This window comes from Roseovarius sp. 217 (assembly GCF_000152845.1).
GTDB lineage: Bacteria > Pseudomonadota > Alphaproteobacteria > Rhodobacterales > Rhodobacteraceae > Roseovarius.
The window spans coordinates 856,375-877,365 of record NZ_CH902584.1 but is presented as its reverse complement, the minus strand read 5'-3'; the positions used below and the strand labels follow the sequence as shown (position 1 = coordinate 877,365).

Annotated in this window: 13 protein-coding genes, 1 tRNA gene and 1 other annotated feature; of the genes, 3 read left to right on the top strand and 11 right to left on the bottom strand. The window is 58.9% G+C overall.

Features of this window, described 5'->3' with window-relative positions:
- Positions 1-34: 34 nt before the first annotated feature.
- The 9 genes from ROS217_RS04115 to ROS217_RS04075 form a co-directional block, all read right to left on the bottom strand.
- Positions 35-745, bottom strand: a complete 711-nt coding sequence (locus ROS217_RS04115) for a hypothetical protein (protein ID WP_157046539.1) — start codon at positions 743-745, stop codon at positions 35-37.
- A gap of 34 nt (positions 746-779) precedes the next feature.
- Positions 780-2,582, bottom strand: coding sequence for an AIPR family protein (locus ROS217_RS04110; protein ID WP_009816406.1), 1,803 nt, complete (start codon positions 2,580-2,582; stop codon positions 780-782).
- 1 nt (position 2,583) lies between these two features.
- Positions 2,584-3,588: a PD-(D/E)XK motif protein gene (locus ROS217_RS04105; RefSeq protein WP_009816405.1), complete on the bottom strand. Its 1,005-nt coding sequence runs from the start codon at positions 3,586-3,588 to the stop codon at positions 2,584-2,586.
- Positions 3,572-6,439, bottom strand: coding sequence for a Z1 domain-containing protein (locus ROS217_RS04100; protein WP_009816404.1), 2,868 nt, complete (start codon positions 6,437-6,439; stop codon positions 3,572-3,574). The genes ROS217_RS04105 and ROS217_RS04100 overlap by 17 nt, the downstream gene beginning before the upstream one ends.
- Complete coding sequence (locus ROS217_RS04095) at positions 6,436-7,938, bottom strand: ATP-binding protein (protein ID WP_009816403.1); 1,503 nt, start codon at positions 7,936-7,938, stop codon at positions 6,436-6,438. The genes ROS217_RS04100 and ROS217_RS04095 overlap by 4 nt, the downstream gene beginning before the upstream one ends.
- Complete coding sequence (locus ROS217_RS04090) at positions 7,935-10,427, bottom strand: sigma-70 family RNA polymerase sigma factor (protein ID WP_009816402.1); 2,493 nt, start codon at positions 10,425-10,427, stop codon at positions 7,935-7,937. Before ROS217_RS04090 ends, ROS217_RS04095 begins: the two co-directional genes overlap by 4 nt.
- A complete protein-coding gene (locus ROS217_RS04085; protein ID WP_009816401.1) occupies positions 10,411-11,271 on the bottom strand; it encodes a WYL domain-containing protein in 861 nt (286 codons plus the stop codon). The genes ROS217_RS04090 and ROS217_RS04085 overlap by 17 nt, the downstream gene beginning before the upstream one ends.
- Before the next feature lie 1,077 nt (positions 11,272-12,348).
- Positions 12,349-12,423, bottom strand: a tRNA-Gln gene (locus ROS217_RS04080).
- Between the two features lie 128 nt (positions 12,424-12,551).
- On the bottom strand, positions 12,552-13,055 hold the full coding sequence (locus ROS217_RS04075; protein ID WP_009816400.1) for an SH3 domain-containing protein: 504 nt from the start codon (positions 13,053-13,055) through the stop codon (positions 12,552-12,554).
- 103 nt (positions 13,056-13,158) lie between these two features.
- Between ROS217_RS04075 and ROS217_RS04070 the strand changes: the two genes are divergently transcribed.
- From ROS217_RS04070 to ggt, 3 genes are read left to right on the top strand one after another with little or no spacing between them, the layout of a single operon-like run.
- On the top strand, positions 13,159-14,145 hold the full coding sequence (locus tag ROS217_RS04070) for a 2-hydroxyacid dehydrogenase (protein WP_040650340.1): 987 nt from the start codon (positions 13,159-13,161) through the stop codon (positions 14,143-14,145).
- A gap of 39 nt (positions 14,146-14,184) precedes the next feature.
- Complete coding sequence (locus ROS217_RS04065) at positions 14,185-15,297, top strand: THUMP domain-containing class I SAM-dependent RNA methyltransferase (RefSeq protein WP_009816398.1); 1,113 nt, start codon at positions 14,185-14,187, stop codon at positions 15,295-15,297.
- A gap of 11 nt (positions 15,298-15,308) precedes the next feature.
- Positions 15,309-17,081 (top strand): gamma-glutamyltransferase, encoded by a 1,773-nt coding sequence (ggt, locus tag ROS217_RS04060; RefSeq protein WP_009816397.1) that lies wholly within the window; start codon positions 15,309-15,311, stop codon positions 17,079-17,081.
- 92 nt (positions 17,082-17,173) lie between these two features.
- On the opposite strand, the gene cueR is transcribed toward ggt, so the two are convergent.
- Together cueR and ROS217_RS04050 are read right to left on the bottom strand one after the other, a co-directional pair.
- Positions 17,174-17,560 (bottom strand): Cu(I)-responsive transcriptional regulator, encoded by a 387-nt coding sequence (cueR, locus tag ROS217_RS04055; RefSeq protein WP_009816396.1) that lies wholly within the window; start codon positions 17,558-17,560, stop codon positions 17,174-17,176.
- Entirely contained in the window at positions 17,557-20,016 is a 2,460-nt protein-coding gene (locus tag ROS217_RS04050) for a heavy metal translocating P-type ATPase (protein WP_040650339.1), read from the bottom strand. The genes cueR and ROS217_RS04050 overlap by 4 nt, the downstream gene beginning before the upstream one ends.
- Positions 20,017-20,697: 681 nt before the next feature.
- Positions 20,698-20,980, top strand: a sequence feature (16S ribosomal RNA rRNA prediction is too short).
- The last annotated feature ends 11 nt before the right edge of the window (positions 20,981-20,991 follow it).

Below are 20,991 nucleotides of genomic sequence, written 5' to 3'. Positions count from 1 at the left end.
CGAATCCTAATTTTCTCTATCTTTCGCGTCAAACCTAATCCACCAAATCTGCTTGAATAGACACTCCCAATCTTTCCCCGATCTCTAGAAGCAATCGGCGTTTATCTTCCGTGCTAAAGTGCGTTACTATGTAATGCCCATCGACAAAGTTTGACTGATATTTGTCTGGCGGGCTGAGGGAAACAAGAGGATGATTCAACCGTTTGATTCCTAAGCCTTCAACTCTTGAGATGCCAATCTTGGCAATTGCTCTCGAGAAAGTTTCAGCTGCAGAGTTCTCAAAAATTCGATCGTCATTTTCAAAGTGGACAATGAGCTTTTGTGGCGCTTTGCGCTTACGCGTGCCGTTTTGGCTTTCGTAATCCTTCACTTCATTATCCAGAAAGATATCCTTACTAACGAATAGCCAGTCCTTATGCAGATCTTCAGCTTTTGACTTGAAATGGGCGAGGGTTTTTCCCTGCTCAGCCTTCTTTTGGGCTTCTGCGTAGTTTGACTCCTTAAAGAGCTCAGCTCCTCGTTTATTTAAGGAGTCAATTTTTTGCTCCAAGATTTCTTTTATTGTTTGCAAGGCGGAGATTAATTGATCAGCCGACGTAAGCGCGCCCTGTTCAGGTAGCGGGTCTATTGGCAATGATTCATTTTCACCCGCGCCTAGATCAGTGGGTTCATCCCAGTCCGGCTCGCTTGGATTCGGGAGCACTCCATGTACCGGTGTAAATGTTCCCCTTGGATTATCGGACATTTCAACTCCTAGATTTCTCTCATAATTAGCCGCTTCACTGCTTCACTTCCAGAATACTAATAGAGGGAATTCTGAAGGTTGCCGCCCGTATCTTGGTCCAAGTGTCCGCACGCTTCGCCACTTCTGAAATCTGCTGGCCCGGAGCAATCCTGATGAACTCTGCATTTACGACGACGGCCCAGTCCCAGAGCAGGTCGCGCAGACCGCCTGAAATCCCTTGCCGCATCCAGATCTGTTCGAGGTCGAGCCTGTCGCCAAGTCTGTCAGCGACCACCGAAACGACGTAAGTTGCGATGTTGACCCATCCTTGGCGAAAAACCTCCTTCGCCTCCTTCGTCTTGATCATGCTTTCGATTGCCTTGAACAGAATGACCTTGGCGATCATCGCCCGGTACCAGCGGGCATCGAGCGGGCTGGGCACAATGGTCGGATCGGCATCGAGTGCAGCCATGAAGGCCGCGAAGTTCTTCTCGCCAGCCATGGCGACCTGGTTCGGTTTGCAGCGCCACGCTTCGTGGTACTTGGCGATGTCGTTCTTGGTCAGCTTGCGTTTCGGCGGAATCATCTCCTTCAGGTTTCGCCTTTTGGCCGGCGTGGTGCCTTCTCTCAGAAGCATGACGTTGTAGGCGCCAGCTGCGCGCTCGTAGAACCATCGCGTTGCACCGTCAGGGCACCAGGTATCGTTCGCGAGTTTCTCAAGCTCTCGATGAAACGGGCGGTTCGCCGACAGGTCGGACATCTTCACCGCGTTCTGACTGTTCGCATAGCGGGACACGCTGCTTATCAGTCTCTCGCGCGCTTCGTCCTGCGATCCCTTGAGGATGATGATCTTGGCCGGGACCATGACATGGCTGAGGTCGATGGTACGATCATCGCGGGATGAGAAGTAGATGGTCGAGGTTGTCTGGCCGCCGTTCACGATCTGCAGACCCTTGAGGAAGGACAGGCCCAGATTCCCGTCGTCGGTCCGCTCGAAGGCCGCTTCGTCGCAGACAAGCACAAGGCCATTGTTGAAGGCGAGGAAGTGCTCCGGTTCCTTTCGCAGCGTTTCGACGATGCCCTTGTTGACCGCGCGCTTGTTCCCCAGAAAGGTGCGAATATTGGCTTCGAGCAGGGTCGTCCCGTAGCGCAGATAGAGATCCCGAATGAGCTGCCCGGGAATGGCAGTTAGGGCATACTCGTAGTCAGCGTCAGGGTCTGGGACATGTACGCAGGGAAGCGCCCGACCGATCGACTGGACAAAACTTACGGCTAGTTCGTCTCGCGGTTTGCCCTCGGTGTGGCGGAACAGCCTCTCCATATCCATGGCCTCAACGGCCACCATCTTCTGGTGAACCTCTTTGTTCGAGAACCGCTTGGTCTTGGTCTTGCCATCGGTGATCACGAACACCCGAAGTCTGTCGATGTCGCCCCAGCGAGAACGAATGGTCGCAACCAGATCCCTGACCGGATGCGTCGGATCGATCCTTGCATCGAGGTTGCCGCTGGCCGCGCGAAACAGAAAGCGAACGCCTTCGCTTGCGGTTGCGGTGGCATCAGTGTCCCTCAGATCGTTCAGTTCTTCGGTCCCGAAATAGTGGGTCACGAAGAGGTCGAGCGCCGTTTCATCGGAGCTGAGCGCATAGCCCGTAATGCGGAGTTTCGCGTTGCCGATCTTGCCGTTCCAGTGGCAAACGATTGGTGCCTCGCAGATCCCGGTTTCTGCGACATGCTCCATGACCATTTCCGCAAAAACGAGCTCATCCGAAGGAAATGGGCCTTCGCCGGCCTCTACGCGCTCGGCGATGATGGTCTGCAGATCGGAACGAAAGTTGCGGTGAAAATCATCGAGGCTCATGTCAATCCAGTCCAAATTCGTTAATCAACTCCGAAGGTCCGATCGAGGGAACTTCGAGTGCGTCGAGGTCGAGCACATAGGCAGCTGAGCGGATGGCAGCTGGAAGCGCAGCGCGCGTGAGACGCGGCATGTCACCTTCCGTGCGGAACGCCCTTGCGTCCTTCAATGTTAGTGTGCGCCCGTAGAGCGCTGCATGCTCGTCGAGGTAGCCCATCACCATGAGCAGTGCTTCGAACCCGCGTTGCACTCCGGCCAGTCTGAACCTCTCTCGGAGTTCAGTCACGAGACCGACGAGCGAGATCCCATCGGTATTCTCCTCGAAGCGAAAGGCGCACAGGAAGTTGGGCGCCCGGTCACCATCCAGCTGTTCGATGCTGTTGATCCGCGCGAGGAAGCTGCCGGTCCGGACCGTGCTCTTCATCTCTATCGCGCCACCCCGAACGTGGAAGTCCTGTGCAGCTCGCAACGGCCCCTGCCAGCAGTCGAGAGCACCAGCTCCGAGGGAGGTGTCCGTGAGCAGCCTGAGCATCCAGAGTTCGCCGAGCAGGCCGATCTGCGCATCGAACGAAAGAGGACGGTGCGTTCGGGCCATGAAAGCCTGCCACTCTCTGACCCGTTCGAGGAAGGCCTCCACAACGTCGCGGCTCACGCTGTTGGCTGCAGTCTCCAGCGTTCTCAAGACATCCACGACCATTATGGCAAAGATGTCGGGTGAGCCCTCTGGCTGCCTTACGAGAGCGATCGCCGTCTTCCCTGCGAATACGGTTTGACCCTCGATGCAGGAGACGTCGAAACCCTTGCCTTCGGGCAGCCGTGCCGGATTGACCGGCCACGATCCGGGAAAGGAGACGATCATGGCTTCCCGACCGAGCGGAAAGTGACAGCCTGCTTCAACCGAGACGGCGCCCATCCCAGTGAGGTGGACAAATCGCCAGTCTTCCGCCGCTTCTTGGCGCGCGAGCGCTCGCCAGGCGCGTGCAATCCCATCTTCAGTCCACCCACTCATTGAGGCCTCCCCAAAGCACGCTGTTAGCGATGTACCTTGAGTTGGAGACCCTTCTCTCGGAAGTACTCGACGGAAAACTGATGGCCCAAGCGACGACGGGATCAGCATCTTTTATCTCGTCGACCTTGGCTTCCGCTGGATCGAGCAAATAAAGCATCAAGAGACCACGTTCCCGGCGAGCCGGAATATGCACGTCGGTAACGCCTTCTCCCAGAATGTGACGGATTTGTGGACCTCTTGGTTCGGAAGGCGGCTCCTTGCCTTCGTTTCGATCCGTGTCGTTGCGCCAGGTCTTTTGGCTGAGATCACGCGCTGCCTTCCATTCCGCTTCGGTCAGATCGATGGCTTGATCGCGAGGCGAGATCAGGGTCTTGATCGAGTATCGATCCGCATGTTCGGTCGTGCGCTTGCGCTGGAGCATGTTGACCGAACAACCGCCTACCGTGCGGTGCTTGTCGTCCTGGCCACTGTCCTTCCCGATCAGTGCGACCGTCCAGTTCGTCAGCTCACGATCCTTGTTCATCTCCTCGATGAAGTCCGCGATCAGCGGACTCATTATCCGAAAACTAGCAGGGTGGGTTCTGTAATCCCGCAGGAACGAGATGACGCTCAGGGCTGGCACATCTCGCCAAAGGTGACCGTTCCACTTCTGGCCTTGTGGAACGAAATGCTGATCATTCAGATCCGTCGATGGACCGAGTGCGTTGATGAACCGATCCGTGGCCTCGAAGTTCGCCGTGATGTCGTCCTTGCGGTTGGGGAACACGATCGTCTGCAGAAGGTCGCCCGAATAGGTCAGCTGCATCGCTCGAGCGTTTCTCATCTTGGCCCGAGAGGTCACCGTCAGCACCGAATGCGATTTCACCCGCAGACCGAACTGTTTTGGCGTGGCGCCGGCCGCGACCATGTTGTCGAACTCCTGACGCAACTCTTCGGCGGCATCGGCGATATGGCCGAACCACTCCACCATTTCCTGCGACGTGTAGAGGCGGCAGACATCGAGGTAGCCGTCGCGGTAGCCGAACCAGCGCCCCATCTGCATGAGCGTGTCGTACATGCGCGCGGTCCGAAGGAAGTAGCTTGTGCAGAGACCTTCGAGCGTCAGACCACGCGCCAACTTGTCGCCGCCGATGGCAATCACCTTCAGGCCAGTGCCATCGTTCTCGGCATAATCGAGTGCATCCTTCGCCGTGCCGTTGATCTCGCGCACGCGAATGTCGGACAGGACGTCGGGGAGGACGGCACGAATGTCCGCCCAAGCGAAGTCCTCCAGCGTTTCGCCCTCGACGAGAGCATAGCGGATTCCCTGCATGCCTGGCAGGAAGGTCTTTTCATATTCCTTGCGCATGGACGCCTCGAGGTCCTCAAGCTCGATGCCGCGGGTGTAGCGGCCCTTCAGATCCCGCACGTAATCTGCGACTTGGTTGACGACAGCGTTCTGTACCGAGGTGAAGCGGGTAACATGGATGAGCATCGAAGAATGCTTGCTGCCCTGTCCGCGCAGCTTCCGCACCGCACAGGCATAGACAAAGGAGCGGATCGCTTCTGCGAGCGAGTCTGGGACACGGTCCTCTCCCTGCCATCCCGGCCGGTAGCCGTTTTTGTGTCGTGGCGGCATCCACGGCTGGAACTCATCGTCCGAAAGCGAGCGCACCAGAGGCAGGTCTTCCGGCGTGCTGGAAGCCGATCCGAAGACACGACCCGGTCCGACATAATTCGATGGCGCCGCAAGGCTGGTGATGAAGGCTGCCGGGAAAAGATCCGGTCCGTATTCCTGTGTCGTGCCGCGGTCATGAATGAAGATGTTCGCGAAGGGCGTCGCCGTGTAGCCTACATAGGCCTTCCGCGAGAAATGATGAAGGATCGAGCGGATCAACCTGTTGATTGTCTTGGGTTCATGTTCAAGATCCGGATTACCGAACTCGTCCACAATATCCTCACCAGTGTCGACTGATCCGTTGTCCGATTCGTCGTCAATAACGAGAAGAGGCAAGTTGGTGACTAACTTGCGCCCAGTTGCAGGATCGACGTGATTTATGGCGCGGTTCCGTATCCAATGCAACAAGCGCTCCAGCACTGTCTTGTTCTTTTTGACAACGAATAGCCAAGGCCGATGTTCGGGACTTACATTAAGTTTTGAAGCAATTGCCGTCGTGAAATCACCATTGTTCCGTCTGTTAGTCGCTGTATGAGGCCTAACTGACGGATCCGCGTCGATGCTACCGACACCAACAAGTTCAAGCTCATCAGAACTGTTGCTCAGACCGTACCCCAAGAAGCCTTCTTCCAAGCGAATTTGCGTCTGCGATCGCAAATTATTGTGCAAGCCTGCAAGTACGATGATGATCTTGTAACCGGCATCGGCGGCCTTGCAGATCAGTCCGGTATAATTGCCTGTCTTCCCCGACTGAACGTGGCCCACGACCAGTCCGCGACGATCCCAAGCGCCTTCCCGGGTCGGGTCCTCGAGCTGTGAAAGGACTTCGTCAGTGGCGACGTCGAGGGCGTCGAGGGCCGTCCAAGGGATGCGCGCTTCCATATACTCTGAGTAGCGCTGCCAATAGGTCCAGCCCTTCTTCCTTTCCGCATCAAGCCAAGCGATATGGTCCTCGCCGCTCGACAGTGTGGCGTTCTCGCCCACCGTGCGGCTTGAACGGCGGATCAGTTCGTCAACGAGCGCGTCCCGATCAACAAGGGCGAAATCGTCCTCCATCATGATCGAAAGCTTCGTCAGCTCCTTCTCGATCATTTCCGGCGTGACAGAGCTCTGCGCGCGCTCCGCGGCGAGGCGGAGCATGTTCTGGGCCATGGAAAGGATTGAATCGAAGGCCTTCTGGTTTGAAATCGTCATTGGGTGTCTTTCGCTTCAAGGGCTGCAACCAAGTCGAGGTGCCGGTCGAATGGGGACGTACGACCAAGCCGCTCGCGCGCGTCTGTTGGGCTGAGCCCGCGGAACTTCACCAGTGCTTCAAACATGGAGGACAGGGTCTCCATCACTTCGTTGTCGGCCGCTCCGGCGAAACCAGTTCTCGGCGTCTCCTTGTCTTCCGCCGTATCCAGCCAGATGCGCTGCACGGGTACTGTCTCCTCGATCAGCCTCAGAAGAGCGAGAATGTCGGGCCTGAGTGGACCGGCGCGATCGAGGATCGAGGCAACAAGATCATGGTCACGAGCGATCCGGTAAGACGTCCCTTGTGCCGAACGCCGCACTTGCCATGCTTCGGCAACTGCGTTCGAGCGCGTGCCTGAGGCCGGGGTCACGTGGCCCCGGTGAGCGAAGACCCGCCGTGCCGTGTCGCGTGTTTCTGATGCGAGACGGTGGAGCTGGGATCGCAGGCGCACTGGGGGGCTGGCCGTCGATTTAAGGACATTGATCTTCCAATCTGCATCCGCGCTGTTCGGTATGTCGAGCCGGATGCGAGCGAGTCTGTGAGCTTCATCCCGCAGCCACGGCTTGCCGCCATCGCCGAGGCCAAGCCAGCCCCCAGCGAGAAGAAGACGCCTGTTTCTGTAAACGTAGAATCCCTCCTGCTGCGTCCATCCTCCCGGCCCCGCTGCGGTTTCCTGTTCGGCAGGCTTGAGCATGTCGCGATGCGGAAGGACGTGGCATTGCACAGTCACTCCGGTGGTGTGGAGGATCCGATACTCGGCGCTTTCAAGTGCCTTACCGGGATGACCGATGAGGTATGGGTCCCAAGGCTTTAATCCTCTGCCATTGAGCGCGAGGCGCAGCATGGGGAGTTGGCCTTCGAGGAGTCGATGAAAGGTCATCGTTAGATGGGCTTCAACGCGATCCGCGAGCTCGATCATGTCCGTGGCCGCGAAGCCATCTGTCACGATACGGTCCAGCTTCTCCCAGAGAACAATTGTGCCGTGCGCCATCTGGTCAAGCGGTGCGAGCAGATGCTCCGATCCCGGCGCGGGTCCCTCAAAAAGCGGCCATTCGGCACCGTGCTCCTGACCGATGAGATCGAGGTCCCAGCGCAGGCAGACGACCGGTCCACCTTCCTTCCGACTGGCGACGGTGAGGCGACGAGCCTGAGAGAAGCTGGCCGTCTTCAGGCCCAGCCCGAAGCGCCCGAGGTCGTTGGCGGCGCGTTCAGCCCTCGGATCGCGAGCGCCAAGGCGCATGCCAGCCTCCAGAGCCTCGTCGTCCATGCCTTCACCGTCATCGACGATTTTTACCCAGCTTTCTGGACCGGCCCATTCGAGATGGATTGCGATCGCGGTTGAATTCGCCGTAATGGAATTGTCGACCAGATCGGCCAGTGCAGTAGGAAGCGCATAGCCGAGCCCGCGAAGTGACTCGAGCATCGAACCGGCATACGGGGGAGCATTTCGCACAGTCATTGGCATTGCCCCCTGCCGGAGTCTGCCAAACCGAGGCGGTTCAACTTGCCAATTACAGCATTCCGGCTGGTTCCCCCCAGATTCTCAGCAATTTCACTTGCGCTCATGCCAGCCGCCCAAAGTTCCTCAAGACGAGCTACGCGGTATCTCGTCCAAGACATGAGTCGCCTCTCGTTGTTATCTATTTCGGATGGGCCATCTTCTTCTGTGTGCTGCACAGAGGAGACTTTCTGTCCGCGACCGTTGTCGTAGCCCGGTAATTCTTGGCGCCGATCGGCGGAGACTGTCGGTCCGCGACTGCTGTTGTAGCCCAGTAATTCTTGGAGCCGACGCTTACGGCCCGGATGGGAAAGTAGGTCGAGGCCCTTCGCTTCGATCTGACGAATGCGCTCGCGTGTCACGCCGTAGATTTGACCGATTTCCTCGAGGGTCATTTCAGAATCATGCCCTATACCAAAACGCATCCGGATCACATCAGCCTGACGTTCCGGCAGATCGGCCAGTGCTTCTGTCACGATCCTTTCGGTTTCTGCTTGGTCCAAGACATCCACTTCTGAAGGCTCGGGCAGCAGGTTGTCCCAGTCGTCGAGGCTTGCGGGATATTCGGCTTTACGCGGGATGCAGCGAAACTGTCTGACCTCGTCGATTGCCCATTCCAGCTCCTCGGCAAGATCAAGGTCGGAAACGGCACCGCCGACCCGAACGTCCAGCCTGTCGAGGGCGCGATCAAGCTTGGTGACCTTCTCGTTCCGGTGCACGGGGATTCGGATCGCTGCGCCTTCATCAGCGCGCCATCGCATGATGGCCTGTCGCATCCAGTATGTCGCGTAGATGAGGAAGCGATAACCACGTTCGGGATCAAATCGCCTTGTGGAACGCTGCAGACCCATGAACGCCACTTGGAAGACGTCCTCTGGTTCCTCTCCTTCCTCCACGTTCCGCGAGGCAAACCGCCGCACGTAAGGCAGGTGCTCGCGGATTAGGTGTTCTGTAGCGGATTCGGAGATCAGGATTTCGGCTTCAAGCTGACTGGCCTCTGCTTGGCACGCTGGGAACTGCTCAAGTCTGCGGACCAACTCCTTGTGGAAAGCGAGAGAGAGTTCCAATGCCTCGAGCGCAGCAAGAGCCTCTCTTCGTCGTTTGCCGTCCATTACCCGGCCAGTAGTGTTCCACGACCTCAGGGCGTCCGCGGCGGCCATTACTTCGGACGTCTCCGCATGGCCCGGTCGCGAGGGAATAATGGTTCGCAGGGAGACCGAGCCGGGGTCTCGCGAACCGTCGCGGAGGCGGTTCATGACGTCGAGGATCGTTTCGACGGCGGTCTCGGAGGCCAGGATGCCCAGCTGGAGTTCCTGCTTGGCCCGCATCATGGGCTCCAGCAACTGCAGCTCTTCTGATTTGTCCATGACGAAGCGCTGTGTGCCGGGAAGCCGCGTCCGACGCGTAAGGGCTGCCTCTATCGCGTCAGCAAGGTCATCGGACGATGTGTCTGAGACGGCGTCCCAGATGTCGGCATCATGCTCCGTCGCCTTAGCGAGATCGAAGCCAGCTGCTTCCATGTTGCGCTGGAGATTGCTGCGCAGTTCCTCGAGATCACCATTCCCTTCGCAATGGGCGACCAGGCGGTCGATATCGTCGAGGGAGCACCGACCCTTTGCCAGAATCTCTTCTGCCCAGGTGAAGCAGAGCTCCGGGTCGATCGAGATCCGCGTGCCGGTCTGGACGACAGCGCGTTTGACCGATTGCCGGCCGCGGTTCCGGACTTTCAGGAAGTCGTTCTCTGCACCATGATCGGCCGTCACCGCGGCGCTGGAGCCGATGCCTTCTCCAGCAATCGGCGCAGCTGAAAGGTCGAGATCCCAATCCACGTCCACGTTATCCGAAACCACTGGTGACGAACTGATGAGCGCTACGAATGTCCCCGATGCCGTATCGCCCGCGTACTGATCGAAGAATTCCTCTGGCTCTGCCTCAGCTTCGAAAGTCAGCAGGTCATCCAGGTCGTCGGTCCTATCGGTTGGCTCTGTCTCCTGAGAAACGGCGACACGATGCTCCGGAACTCCATCGGGCCCGATGACGACATCCTCGACCACAAGTGAAACCTCGCGCTCGCCGACCGTCTCCGTTTCCGTCTCCGGCGACCCCGCAACAAGCGAAGACAGAAGCTGCGCGGCGAGACCGTGACCTTCGGCAAATGCCACATCCGCAGGTGTCTGTCGGTCGTGGTTCAGTGCACCGGGGTCGGCACCTGACCGAATGAAGAGATCGCAGACGGCCAGATTGCCCATGCGCGCGGCAAGGTGGAGTGGTGTATCTCCTTTCGGGTCGGCGGTGTGGAGGCGAGAAGATGCCGCAAATTCGGCAAGCCTCTCGAGCTTCCCTTCGGCGATCAGCCGGATCTCGAAAGGCCCAAGAAAATGGCTTTCCGGTTCGCTCGTCGTTTGGTCGCGACTGCCGAGGATGCGGGACAGTCTATCCATGATCTTCATGAATGACCTCCCTGTTGAGAAGCACGATCTGCTGGTCCTGCGGCTTCCTCGCGCCGGGATCAGTATCAAGCCCGAGACGCCTGAGCGCGTAGTACAGCAGCGCGCGCCGGACCTTGATCTTCGCCTTGCCGCCACGCATCCCGTAGTCGAGCGCGATGACCTTGGCCTGGGTTTCGGAAAGGGCGGGGTGGGGCCCGATTTCCAGAGTGGCTTCAGTATTCCAGTCGCGGTCGTCAATCGCGGACACATCGCTTTCCCGACACTCTCGAATCTCGAGCATTCGCGAGAGCAGGAAGTCCTTGAAGGCTTCGTCGGTCAGGCAGAACGCCCGTGTGTGCCAGCGGAACCCGTCGAACCCGATGGCGTGCGGAGCGATCCAGCGCCAGCGCGGCTCCGGACTGGACAGGGACTGGTACTTCACCTCGATCGCCTCGGACCGGCGTATGGCGCCGACCACGGAGCGGAGCGTCACCGGATTGACGCCGCGCACCGGGGTCGGGGCTGAGGCGTAGGGTGGGAGATCGGCGATCCAGGAGTCCTCGCGGTCGAGGATCCCGTCTGCCACCGACCGAAGCTGGGCGAGGTAGCGGCTTGCGTCAGGTTCGAGAAAACGGGGCTTGAACTCGGGGCCACGGACGTAGGTCCGCGCGCTCTTGTCGTAGACCATGTTGTCCGGCGCGAAGCCGATGTAGCGGTTCAGGTCGGTGGACGCCTGGTTCACCGAGACCCCGAACTGGTCCATCAGGTCGCTGCGGTTCACATGTCCCTCCCAGAACAGGCGGAACTCTATGAACTCGAGACGCTGCTCGACTCCCCAGCGAAGTTCGGACCTCTCGTTGTCCACCGTGGCCTCCCAGCCCCCTGATGCGCATGGTAACTATGCGCGCCCATTTTCTGGGCCTACAGCAGGTTAGCCGAGAGATCATCATCTGGCAATGCAAATGCTTAACGCAGCTTTAGCTCTTGCCCCGGCGAGGCGGCAGGTTTGATGTGTTGTGGCTATCTGCCGTTCTTCTGCTCGTCGGCTGCTCGCAGCATTTCGCGCCCGAAAACCTCCAAGTCTTCGGTCCTGTAAACGACTCGCCCACCGATTTTCAGGTACTGGGGGCCTTTCCCCACCCGGCTGGGTGCCTGGGCGTCCGTATGCCTACAAGGTCAAGGCGAGCATCATCGATGTGGGCCACAAAGATGCCGAAACGCGGTCGCGACCTCTTTGTTCAGGAGCTCATACGATATCGTCGTGGAACGCGATCTGATCCCGGTTCTATTCCGAACGACGAAGTGACCATGAACTCGCACATCTTATTTCCCCACTCATGACAATAAATTCACTTAGGTCTTGGATGGTGAGCTGCCACGTTGGAGAGGCATCCGCCGCGAGTTAAATGAACTCCCGCTTGCCGTTTGGGTGGACTGAGGTCATCTAGAAATCAGGAAGGCCAGATCGACTCGATTTGCGGCCTCTTCATGCTGCGCTTCACATCGGTGTTCGATGGCGCTGCTCCCAAAGTGTCTCCGGGCTGACACCTGTGTCGGAGTTTCTGGGGGATATGTTCGCTCTGTCAAGCTGTCGCTCTGGGTGATGCTTTACGCATCTGCCTTTTGAGGCTCCGAAGACGGTAGCGGCTCTGTCGTGGATGATCTCGAGGCGCAGGCGACTGTGTCCTTCTATCTGTCGAACTCGAATCGGTGTCGGAAGCGCCCGTTCTCGGCCTACAGGCGGCAGAGACTGGGGCAAATCACAGCGTGTGCGGTCTTGAGCGCCCTGTCCCTGCGATCCGTTGCTTTAGAGTTGGCCGGTTTGATCGACTCGTCGGTTCACAATGGGCCAAGGTGATACGAAGCCGTGGCACGGCAAAGTGTTCCGGAGATGAATATTGTATCTCGTCTAAGTTATTGAAAAATATTAACTTAGGAGACTTGGCTGGGGTGGTAGGATTCGAACCTACGGTACACGGTACCAAAAACCGATGCCTTACCACTTGGCTACACCCCAACGTGCCGCGCTAATTACTCTGGACCTTGGCGCGGTTCAAGGGTGCTTGGTAAAAAAAACACCTACTCGTGTGTTTCGCTCATTATGTTTCTGAAATTACTTTGGAATCCTTCGCATAATTGGCTGCATCATTCAAAGGTTTCGCTGGCTTTGACACCCCAGAGTGCAGTTTTGGGGGCCCATCCGTCGTATCCCGCAGCCGAGATCGCGCACCAGTCAGGCTTGCATTCCTCGACTCGGGCAATGACGCCTTGCTCCAGCCGCGCCACAACCATTGTATCCGGCTCAGGCCTGACCAGAAGATCCAGCATCTCGACTTCGACACTTGCTGTGCGTACGCCTGACAAGAGCGTGTAATGCACCCAACCGCCTGCGCCATCGCGGTCACGCACCCGCCGCCAATGGCCATGCTCTGCGGTGATCTCGAGCGGCATATCGCGGCGCTTAAAGATCCAGTCAATCCGATGCGTCAGGCTGGGCCCCCGGCGCACATTCCCCTCGGCGGCCTTCATCGACACAAAACGCGGTAGAGGTAGGTTTGTGACGGGCCCACGGTCTTCAGCGGTGGCGGCCAGCGGACCGACAAATATCAACGTAAAAACGGCCGCAAGACCTGATTTCATCACTGTCATTCGATTTCTGCCCGACAAATTGCAAGGGGGTTCTTGTGCCCCGCTCTTTCCTGCGCCACTCTGGCAGCAACGCGCCTGAAAGGAAAGTTTTAAGGAGGGCTTCATGCCATCTGCACGCCTGAGTGTTGTCGTTACGCGACGCCTGCCTGAACCGGTGGAGACGCGGATGCGTGAACTGTTTGATGTCCGATTGCGCGAGACAGATGCGCCAATGACTCGCGAGGAACTGGCGCGTGCCGTCAGGGACGTCGATGTGCTGGTCCCAACGCTATCGGACCGGATTGATGCCAGCCTGATCGCGCAGGCCGGGGACCGTCTGAAACTCATCGCCAACTACGGGGCAGGGGTTGATCACATTGACGTAGGCACCGCGCGCCAGCATGGAATTCTCGTATCAAACACACCGGGAGTGTCCGCTGATGATACTGCGGATATGACCATGGCCCTGCTTCTTAGCGTAACGCGACGCTTGCCCGAGGGCTTGGCAGTAATGCAGTCTGGTGACTGGCAGGGTTGGTCGCCGACAGCTTTGCTGGGTGGCCGGGTTGCTGGGCGGCGTCTGGGTATTCTTGGCATGGGGCGGATCGGACAGGCAGTGGCGCGGCGCGCCGCCGCCTTTGGCATGCAGATCCATTACCACAATCGCCGCCGGTTGCGTCCCGAAACCGAAGAGGCCTTGCAGGCAACCTATTGGGAGAGCCTCGATCAAATGGTGGCGCGGATGGATGTGCTCAGCATCAACTGCCCGCATACGCCTTCCACCTTTCACCTGATGAATGCGCGGCGGCTCAAGTTGATGAAGCCCGACGCGGTGATCGTCAACACGTCACGCGGCGAGGTCATCGACGAGAATGCCCTGACGCGCATGCTGCGGGCAGGTGAAATCGCGGGTGCCGGGCTTGATGTCTACGAGCACGGTGCGGACATCAATCCCCGATTGCGAGAGCTCAAGAATGTCGTTCTCTTGCCGCATATGGGATCGGCCACTCTCGAAGGTCGGATCGAGATGGGCGAAAAGGTCATCATCAACATCAAGACCTTTGACGATGGGCATCGCCCGCCTGATCAGGTTGTGCCCTCAATGCTCTGAGCGCTCGCCTTTGGCTGCAATTCCTCTTATGACGGCGCAATGAGCCAATCAGAGCCTTTTGAGATATTTCTCGCCGCACCACCGGGGCATGAAAATGCTCTAGCCGAAGAGGCTATTGAGCACGGGTTCGGTCCGGTCACAATCCTGCCTGGAGGGGTCAGTTTCGTGGGGCTCTGGCCCGATGTATGGCGGGCAAATCTGGAATTGCGCGGTGCGGGGCGGGTGCTGGCGCGGATTGGCTCGTTCCGCGCCTTTCATCTGGCGCAACTTGACAAACGCGCGCGCAAATTCGAGTGGGCCGCGCACCTGCGCGCCGATGTCCCGCTGCGCGTCGAAGTGACGTGCCGAAAGTCCAAGATCTATCACGCAGGAGCCGCTGAAGAGAGGATCGTTAAGGCGATCACCGAGACGCTTGGCGCGCAAGTGCATGATGAGGCGGCGCTGCGCCTTATGGCCCGGATCGAGGATGATCTGGTGACCTTCAGCCTTGATACCTCGGGCGAACCGCTGCACCGGCGCGGGTACAAAGAGGCGGTTGGCAAGGCCCCAATGCGCGAGACCCTCGCGGCGCTTTTCCTGCGGCAATGCGGCTATGACGGGCGCGAGCCGGTTCTCGATCCGATGTGCGGCTCGGGGACCTTTCCTATTGAGGCGGCAGAGATCGCGACGGGGCGTCACCCCGGGCGCGCGCGCCGCTTTGCGTTTGAAGATATGGCCGCGTTTGAGTCTGTGGCTTGGGCGGCGATGTCGCATCCCGCAGGCGCGCGTGAGACACCTTTGAGATTTTTCGGCTTTGATCGCGACGCAGGCGCCGTTCGTATGGCGTCCCAGAATGCGGAGCGCGCAGGGGTGGATGGGATCACGCAGTTTACCTGCCAGCCGCTATCGGCGTTGACCCGACCGGACGGGCCACCGGGATTGGTGATGGTCAACCCGCCCTATGGCGCGCGCATTGGCAACCGCAAATTGCTCTTCGGCCTCTATGCCAGCTTGGGCGATGTTCTAAAGCGAGAAATGAAGGGTTGGCGCGTCGGGCTCGTCACGAGCGACGCAGGCCTTGCGAAGACGACCGGTCTGCCCTTCTTGCCACCGGGACCGCCGGTGGCGCATGGTGGGCTCAAGGTGACGCTCTGGCGTACCGATCCACTCTAGGGAGACCGACGATGCGCGCGCTTGTTCTGGCTGTTGGGGTACTCTTTTGCGGTCCGGGTCTGGCGCAACAGACCGCTGATACGGTCGCGCCGGAGGGCGCCGGGGCAGGGGCAGTGCAAGTGCCTCCGATGTTGGAGGCGGCACAGGCCGCCAAGGACGCAGGTCGTCCGGTCGAAGCGCAGACTTGGATGATCGCTGCCGCGCATCCCCTGGCGGTTGAGGCCGGCGCTCGTGTGTTGGCGGCGGGCGGAACTGCTGCGGACGCCATGGTGTCCGTCCAAGCCGTGCTTGGTCTGGTTGAGCCGCAAAGTTCTGGTTTGGGTGGTGGGGCCTTCCTTGTTTGGCATGATGGCCAGAGCGGAGAAATCACCACATTGGACGGGCGCGAAACAGCGCCACTTGCCGTTACACCGACCCTCTTTCAGGATGAGGCCGGGGAGCCGTTGCAATTCTTTGATGCGGTCGTGGGCGGACGATCCGTCGGCACACCCGGCACGCCCGCGCTCATGGCCGACGCACATGCCCGGTGGGGGCGTGCCGATTGGTCAGGGCTTTTCACCGATGCGATACGGCTGGCCGAGGATGGATTCCCGGTTAGCCCGCGTCTGGCTGGTTTGATTGCCGCGGATGCAGACCACTTGAAGGTCTTTGCGGAAACCCGCGATTATTTTCTGCCGGATGGCGCGCCGCTCACAGCGGGGCAAATCTTGCGCAATCCGGACTATGCCAATACCCTGCAGCTTCTTGCGCAGGAGGGTGTCAAGGCGTTCTACACCGGCGAGCTGGCGCTCGACATCGCAGAACGGGTGCAGCGCTCGGGTCGAAATCCGGGGGTCCTCAGTCCGCTTGATCTGGCGATCTACCGGGTCAAGGAACGACCTGCTATATGCACGCCGTATCGCGGCTTTGAGGTTTGCGGCATGGGCCCACCCTCGTCGGGGGCAATCACTCTGGGGCAAATTCTTGGGCTCTTGGAGTCGTTTGATCTGGCAGCCCTTGGCTCTGATAGCCCTGAGGCTTGGCGCCTGATCGGTGATGCCAGCCGCTTGGCCTATGCAGACCGGGGGCGCTATCTTGCGGATAGCGATTTCTTGCCTGTTCCGCTCAAAGGTTTGCTCTCACCTGACTACCTGAAATCTCGTTCTGATCTCTTGAGGGGTGACGATGCCTTGCCACAGGTCTCGCCCGGCACCCCCGAATTCGACCATGCTCTAAACTGGGCCGATGATCAGTCCCTGGAACTGCCCTCAACGTCGCATATTTCGATTGTCGATAGCCATGGCAATGCGCTCTCGATGACCACGACCATCGAGAATGGCTTTGGTTCACGCCTTTTGGTGCGGGGTTTCCTGCTCAACAACGAGTTGACCGATTTCTCATTTGCCACCCATGAGAACGGTGTGCCGATTGCCAATGCGGTCGCTCCGGGCAAGCGACCACGGTCTTCTATGACCCCGACCATCCTGCGCCGTGATGGGCGGCCTGTGCTCATTCTCGGCAGTCCGGGCGGTAGCCAGATTATAGGCTATGTGGTCAAGACAATCATCGCTTGGGTGGATTGGGGTATGGATGTGCAAGAGGCGGTCAGCCTGCCGCATCTGGTCAATCGTTTTGGTCCCTATGACATCGAACCTGAGGCAAGCGCGCTGGCGGAGCCACTGACTGCCATGGGCTTTGAGGTCCGGGAGACCTCCCTCACGTCTGGGCTGCATGTGATCGAACAGGGCGCGCGTTTGTTTGGTGGCGCGGATCCTCGCCGTGAAGGGCTCGCTTACGGCAAGTGACGGTTTGGGTGCTCGACCTAAGGCGAAACGCAAAGTCGCAATCATCTGGCCTAAAATACCTCGGGGATTCGGCGGCAGTGCCCCCGGTCTGTTTAGCCTTCGGCGAGATCTCGAAGGATCGGACAATCTGGGCGGGCGTCACCGGCGCATTCCCGCACCAGATGGCGCAAGGTAGCCTGCATGGATTGCAACTGAGCGATTTTGTCCTCAATCTGCGCCAAATGCTCTTCAGCCAAATGTTTGACATCACCGCTCGCGCGGTCCTGATCCTCGTAGAGCGCCAGGAGCTTGCGACAATCCTCGATAGAGAAGCCCAAGGCGCGGGCCCGGGCCAAGAATGCCAGCTTGTGGATGTCGCTCTTGCGAAAGGCCCGGTAACCGTTGCTTTCACGCAGAGGACGGATGAGTCCGATGTCTTCATAGTAGCGAATGGTCTTGGCAGGCAGGCCGGTTTCTCGTGCCACTTCTGAAATGTTCATGCTGTGCCCTCCATAGCCGGGTGCAGACGCTTGAGGCGCAGCGCGTTCGACAGAACAAAAACGGACGACAGGGCCATCGCGCCCGCCGCAAGCATGGGCGAGAGCATCGTGCCCGTGGCCGGATAGAGCACGCCCGCCGCCACCGGGATCAAGGCCGCATTATAGGCAAAGGCCCAAAAGAGGTTCTGCCGAATATTGCGCAGGGTGCGATGTGACAGATCGAGTGCGTTCACCACCCCGATCAGATCACCCGACATGAGGACCACATCGGCCGCCTCAATCGCCACATCGGTGCCGGTGCCCACGGCAATGCCCACATCGGCTTGTGCCAATGCTGGTGCGTCATTGATCCCGTCTCCCACAAAGGCCAGCACGCCAAAGCGCTCTTGCAGCGCTCGCACCGCCGCCACCTTGCCATCGGGCAGAACCTCTGCTTCGACATGGTCGATCCCCAACTCTTGGGCTATGGATTGAGCAGTGGCCGTGCTATCGCCGGTGATCATGGCTGTCTTGATGCCCTTGGCGTGCAAGGCCTCGATCACCGCGCGACTTGTCGGCTTGACCGCGTCCGCCACGCCAAACACTGCGGCGAGTTTCCCGTCTATCGCAATATAGATGGCCGTCTGTCCCGCCGCGGCCAGGCTTTGCGCGGCGTCAGTCAATGCGCCTGTTTCAATCGCCTCACGGGTCATCAGGCGTGCGGAACCTATCACCAATGCGTGACCTTCTACCTCTGCAATTATGCCATGCCCGGCAATTGCCTGAAACGTCTTGGCCTGCGGAATGTCCACCCCCCGGCGGGCCGCTGCATCTTCGATGGCGCGCGCAATCGGATGCTCGGACTTGGATTGCGCGGCTGAGGCCAGTCGCAAAATGTCGTCCTCAGTCTGCTCCGCGGCCAGAGAGATGCGCGTTACTTCGGGCTTGCCGCGCGTCAGGGTGCCGGTTTTGTCAAAGGCTACGATCTGCGCCTCATCCAGCCGCTGCAAGGCCTCGCCCTTGCGAAAAAGAACACCGAGTTCTGCCGCACGCCCGGTGCCCACCATGATCGAGGTGGGCGTCGCCAAACCCATGGCACAGGGGCAGGCGATGATCAGGACCGAAACTCCAGCCACCAGCGCGTGAGTGAGAACCGGTTGAGGCCCGAGGATCAACCAAACCGCAACCGTTAGCAGCGCAATCGCGATCACTACTGGCACAAAGATCCGCACCACCCGGTCCGCCAATGCCTGAACCGGCAGCTTGGCCCCTTGTGCCTCTTCGATCATCGATACTATCTGTGCCAGCACCGTATCGTGTCCCACTGCGGTCGCACGGAAACTCAGGGCACCCGCACCATTCACGGTGCCGCCCACGACAGCATCGCTTGGCCCTTTGGCCACCGGTGCGGGTTCACCTGTGATCATCGACTCGTCAATATAAGAGGAGCCTTCGACCACTTCTCCGTCAATTGCCACCTTTTCTCCGGGTCTCAAGTGAATGATGTCACCAACCGCGACCTCTTCTATTGGCAGGTCGGTGATATTGCCTTTGCGTTCGACACGGGCGGTTCTTGGTTGCAGCCCGATCAGACGCTGAATAGCTGCCCCGGTGCGGCCCTTGGCACGAGCCTCAAGCCAGCGGCCGGTCAGAATCAACGTGACGATCACCGCTGCGGCCTCAAAATAGACAGCGCTACTGCCCTGAGGGAGGAATGCAGGCAGGAAGAGTGCCACGGTCGAATAGGCCCAGGCCGCAGATGCGCCCAGTGCCACGAGGCTGTTCATGTCCGGAGCGACCTTGAGCAATGCAGGGACACCGAGCCGATAAAACTGCCGCCCGGGCCAGATCAGGACCAACGTGGTGAGCACGAACTGTACCAGCCATGAGGTGGTCATGCCAATCGTGTCCATAATCAGAGCGTGCATGCCCGGGATCACATGACTGCCCATTTCCAACGCAAAGACCGGCAGGGTCAGCAATCCGGCAGTCCAGACCTGCCGTCGCGCCTGGCCAATCTCCGCCCTGCGCCGCGCGGCCTGATCTTCTCCGTGGTCATCTTTCATACGGGAGGGATAGCCCGCTTCGGTCAAGGCACGAACCAGAACGCCAGCATCAGTGCTGCCAGGGAGATATCGGACATAGGCAGTCCCATTCGCCAGGTTGACCCGTGCCTCAAGCACAGCGGGCAGCGCGTTCAGCGCCGCCTCGGCCCGGGCCACACACGATGCACAACTGAGCCCAGAAACGGTGAGAGAGATGGTTTCTTCGCGAGCCGGATAGTTTGCCGCGCGCAGGGCCCTCGCGATGTCGGTGGCGCGGGCGTCATGCAGTACCATATGCGCTTGCCCATTGGCGAAATTGACGGAGATGTCGCTTAGCCCTGGCACGCCGCTAAGCGCGCGCTCAGCCCGTCCGGCACATCCCGCACAGCTTAGCCCCTGCACTTCGATTCTCAGTCCTGCACCACCAGACATGACGATTCCTTTGCTATTCTGGTGAAGAGATAGGGATTCCAGTCACTGTAAGGTCAAGAGCTCGTGCCTCAAACGTTGAAAAACAGGGCCATTTGAAGAAAAAACAGGCGCTGCGAAGAAAATTTCATTTTTCTGTAAAAAAGGGGTTGCGGGTCTGAGCCTCTAACCGTAAATACCCCTTCACCGGCGCTGCTGAGGCGGTTGTTGGGACGCGGGACGGACTTGGGGCGGTGCTCTTGGGAAGGCTGCGGGACGAACTTCGGAGGTAAGGTTGGCGGGTTGCGCTAGGTAGATTGGCGCTTCCGGTTGATTTTGTCTCGACGCTCTTTGAAAATTTGGTAACTGAAGAGATATGTGGGCGGTTTGGTTCATTTCGATGGATCAACGTCTGTATATCAACGCTCTTAGGGTTTCGGCCCGATGATGGAGTGTCAGCTTCACTGTCTTGTATGGACTTCGTTTCTTTGGAAACGATGTACATCAGACAGATGACTTTCAATGCGGTCGTTTCCTTAGCCGGGTCGACCATGCTGCGGAGCGATTGGGGGTAGATTTATCTGCACTCAAGTAGCGAAGCGGTAGTGCATTGAAGATGTGCAGAGGTTCGAACGTCAAGGATACGCGGAGACGCGTTTCAACTTGAGAGTTTGATCCTGGCTCAGAACGAACGCTGGCGGCAGGCCTAACACATGCAAGTCGAGCGAGATCTTCGGATCTAGCGGCGGACGGGTGAGTAACGCGTGGGAACGTACCCTCTTCTGCGGGATAGCCACTGGAAACGGTGAGTAATACCGCATACGCCCTTCGGGGGAAAGATTTATCGGAGGAGGATCGGCCCGCGTTGGATTAGGTAGTTGGTGGGGTAATGGCCTACCAAGCCTACGATCCATAGCTGGTTTTAGAGGATGATCAGCCACACTGGGACTGAGACACGGCCCAGACTCCTACGGGAGGCAGCAGTGGGGAATCTTAGAC

Excerpts from the sequence above, each read along its gene's own strand:
- cueR (WP_009816396.1), bottom strand. The coding sequence starts at position 17,560 with ATGAACATTTCAGAAGTGGCACGAGAAACCGGCCTGCCTGCCAAGACC.
- ROS217_RS04090 (WP_009816402.1), bottom strand. The coding sequence starts at position 10,427 with ATGAAGATCATGGATAGACTGTCCCGCATCCTCGGCAGTCGCGACCAA.
- ggt (WP_009816397.1), top strand. The coding sequence starts at position 15,309 with ATGCGCGCGCTTGTTCTGGCTGTTGGGGTACTCTTTTGCGGTCCGGGT.
- ROS217_RS04110 (WP_009816406.1), bottom strand. The coding sequence starts at position 2,582 with ATGAGCCTCGATGATTTTCACCGCAACTTTCGTTCCGATCTGCAGACC.
- ROS217_RS04050 (WP_040650339.1), bottom strand. The coding sequence starts at position 20,016 with ATGTCTGGTGGTGCAGGACTGAGAATCGAAGTGCAGGGGCTAAGCTGT.
- ROS217_RS04100 (WP_009816404.1), bottom strand. The coding sequence starts at position 6,439 with ATGACGATTTCAAACCAGAAGGCCTTCGATTCAATCCTTTCCATGGCC.
- ROS217_RS04070 (WP_040650340.1), top strand. The coding sequence starts at position 13,159 with ATGCCATCTGCACGCCTGAGTGTTGTCGTTACGCGACGCCTGCCTGAA.
- ROS217_RS04115 (WP_157046539.1), bottom strand. The coding sequence starts at position 745 with ATGTCCGATAATCCAAGGGGAACATTTACACCGGTACATGGAGTGCTC.
- ROS217_RS04075 (WP_009816400.1), bottom strand. The coding sequence starts at position 13,055 with ATGACAGTGATGAAATCAGGTCTTGCGGCCGTTTTTACGTTGATATTT.
- ROS217_RS04105 (WP_009816405.1), bottom strand. The coding sequence starts at position 3,588 with ATGAGTGGGTGGACTGAAGATGGGATTGCACGCGCCTGGCGAGCGCTC.
- ROS217_RS04095 (WP_009816403.1), bottom strand. The coding sequence starts at position 7,938 with ATGACTGTGCGAAATGCTCCCCCGTATGCCGGTTCGATGCTCGAGTCA.
- ROS217_RS04065 (WP_009816398.1), top strand. The coding sequence starts at position 14,185 with ATGAGCCAATCAGAGCCTTTTGAGATATTTCTCGCCGCACCACCGGGG.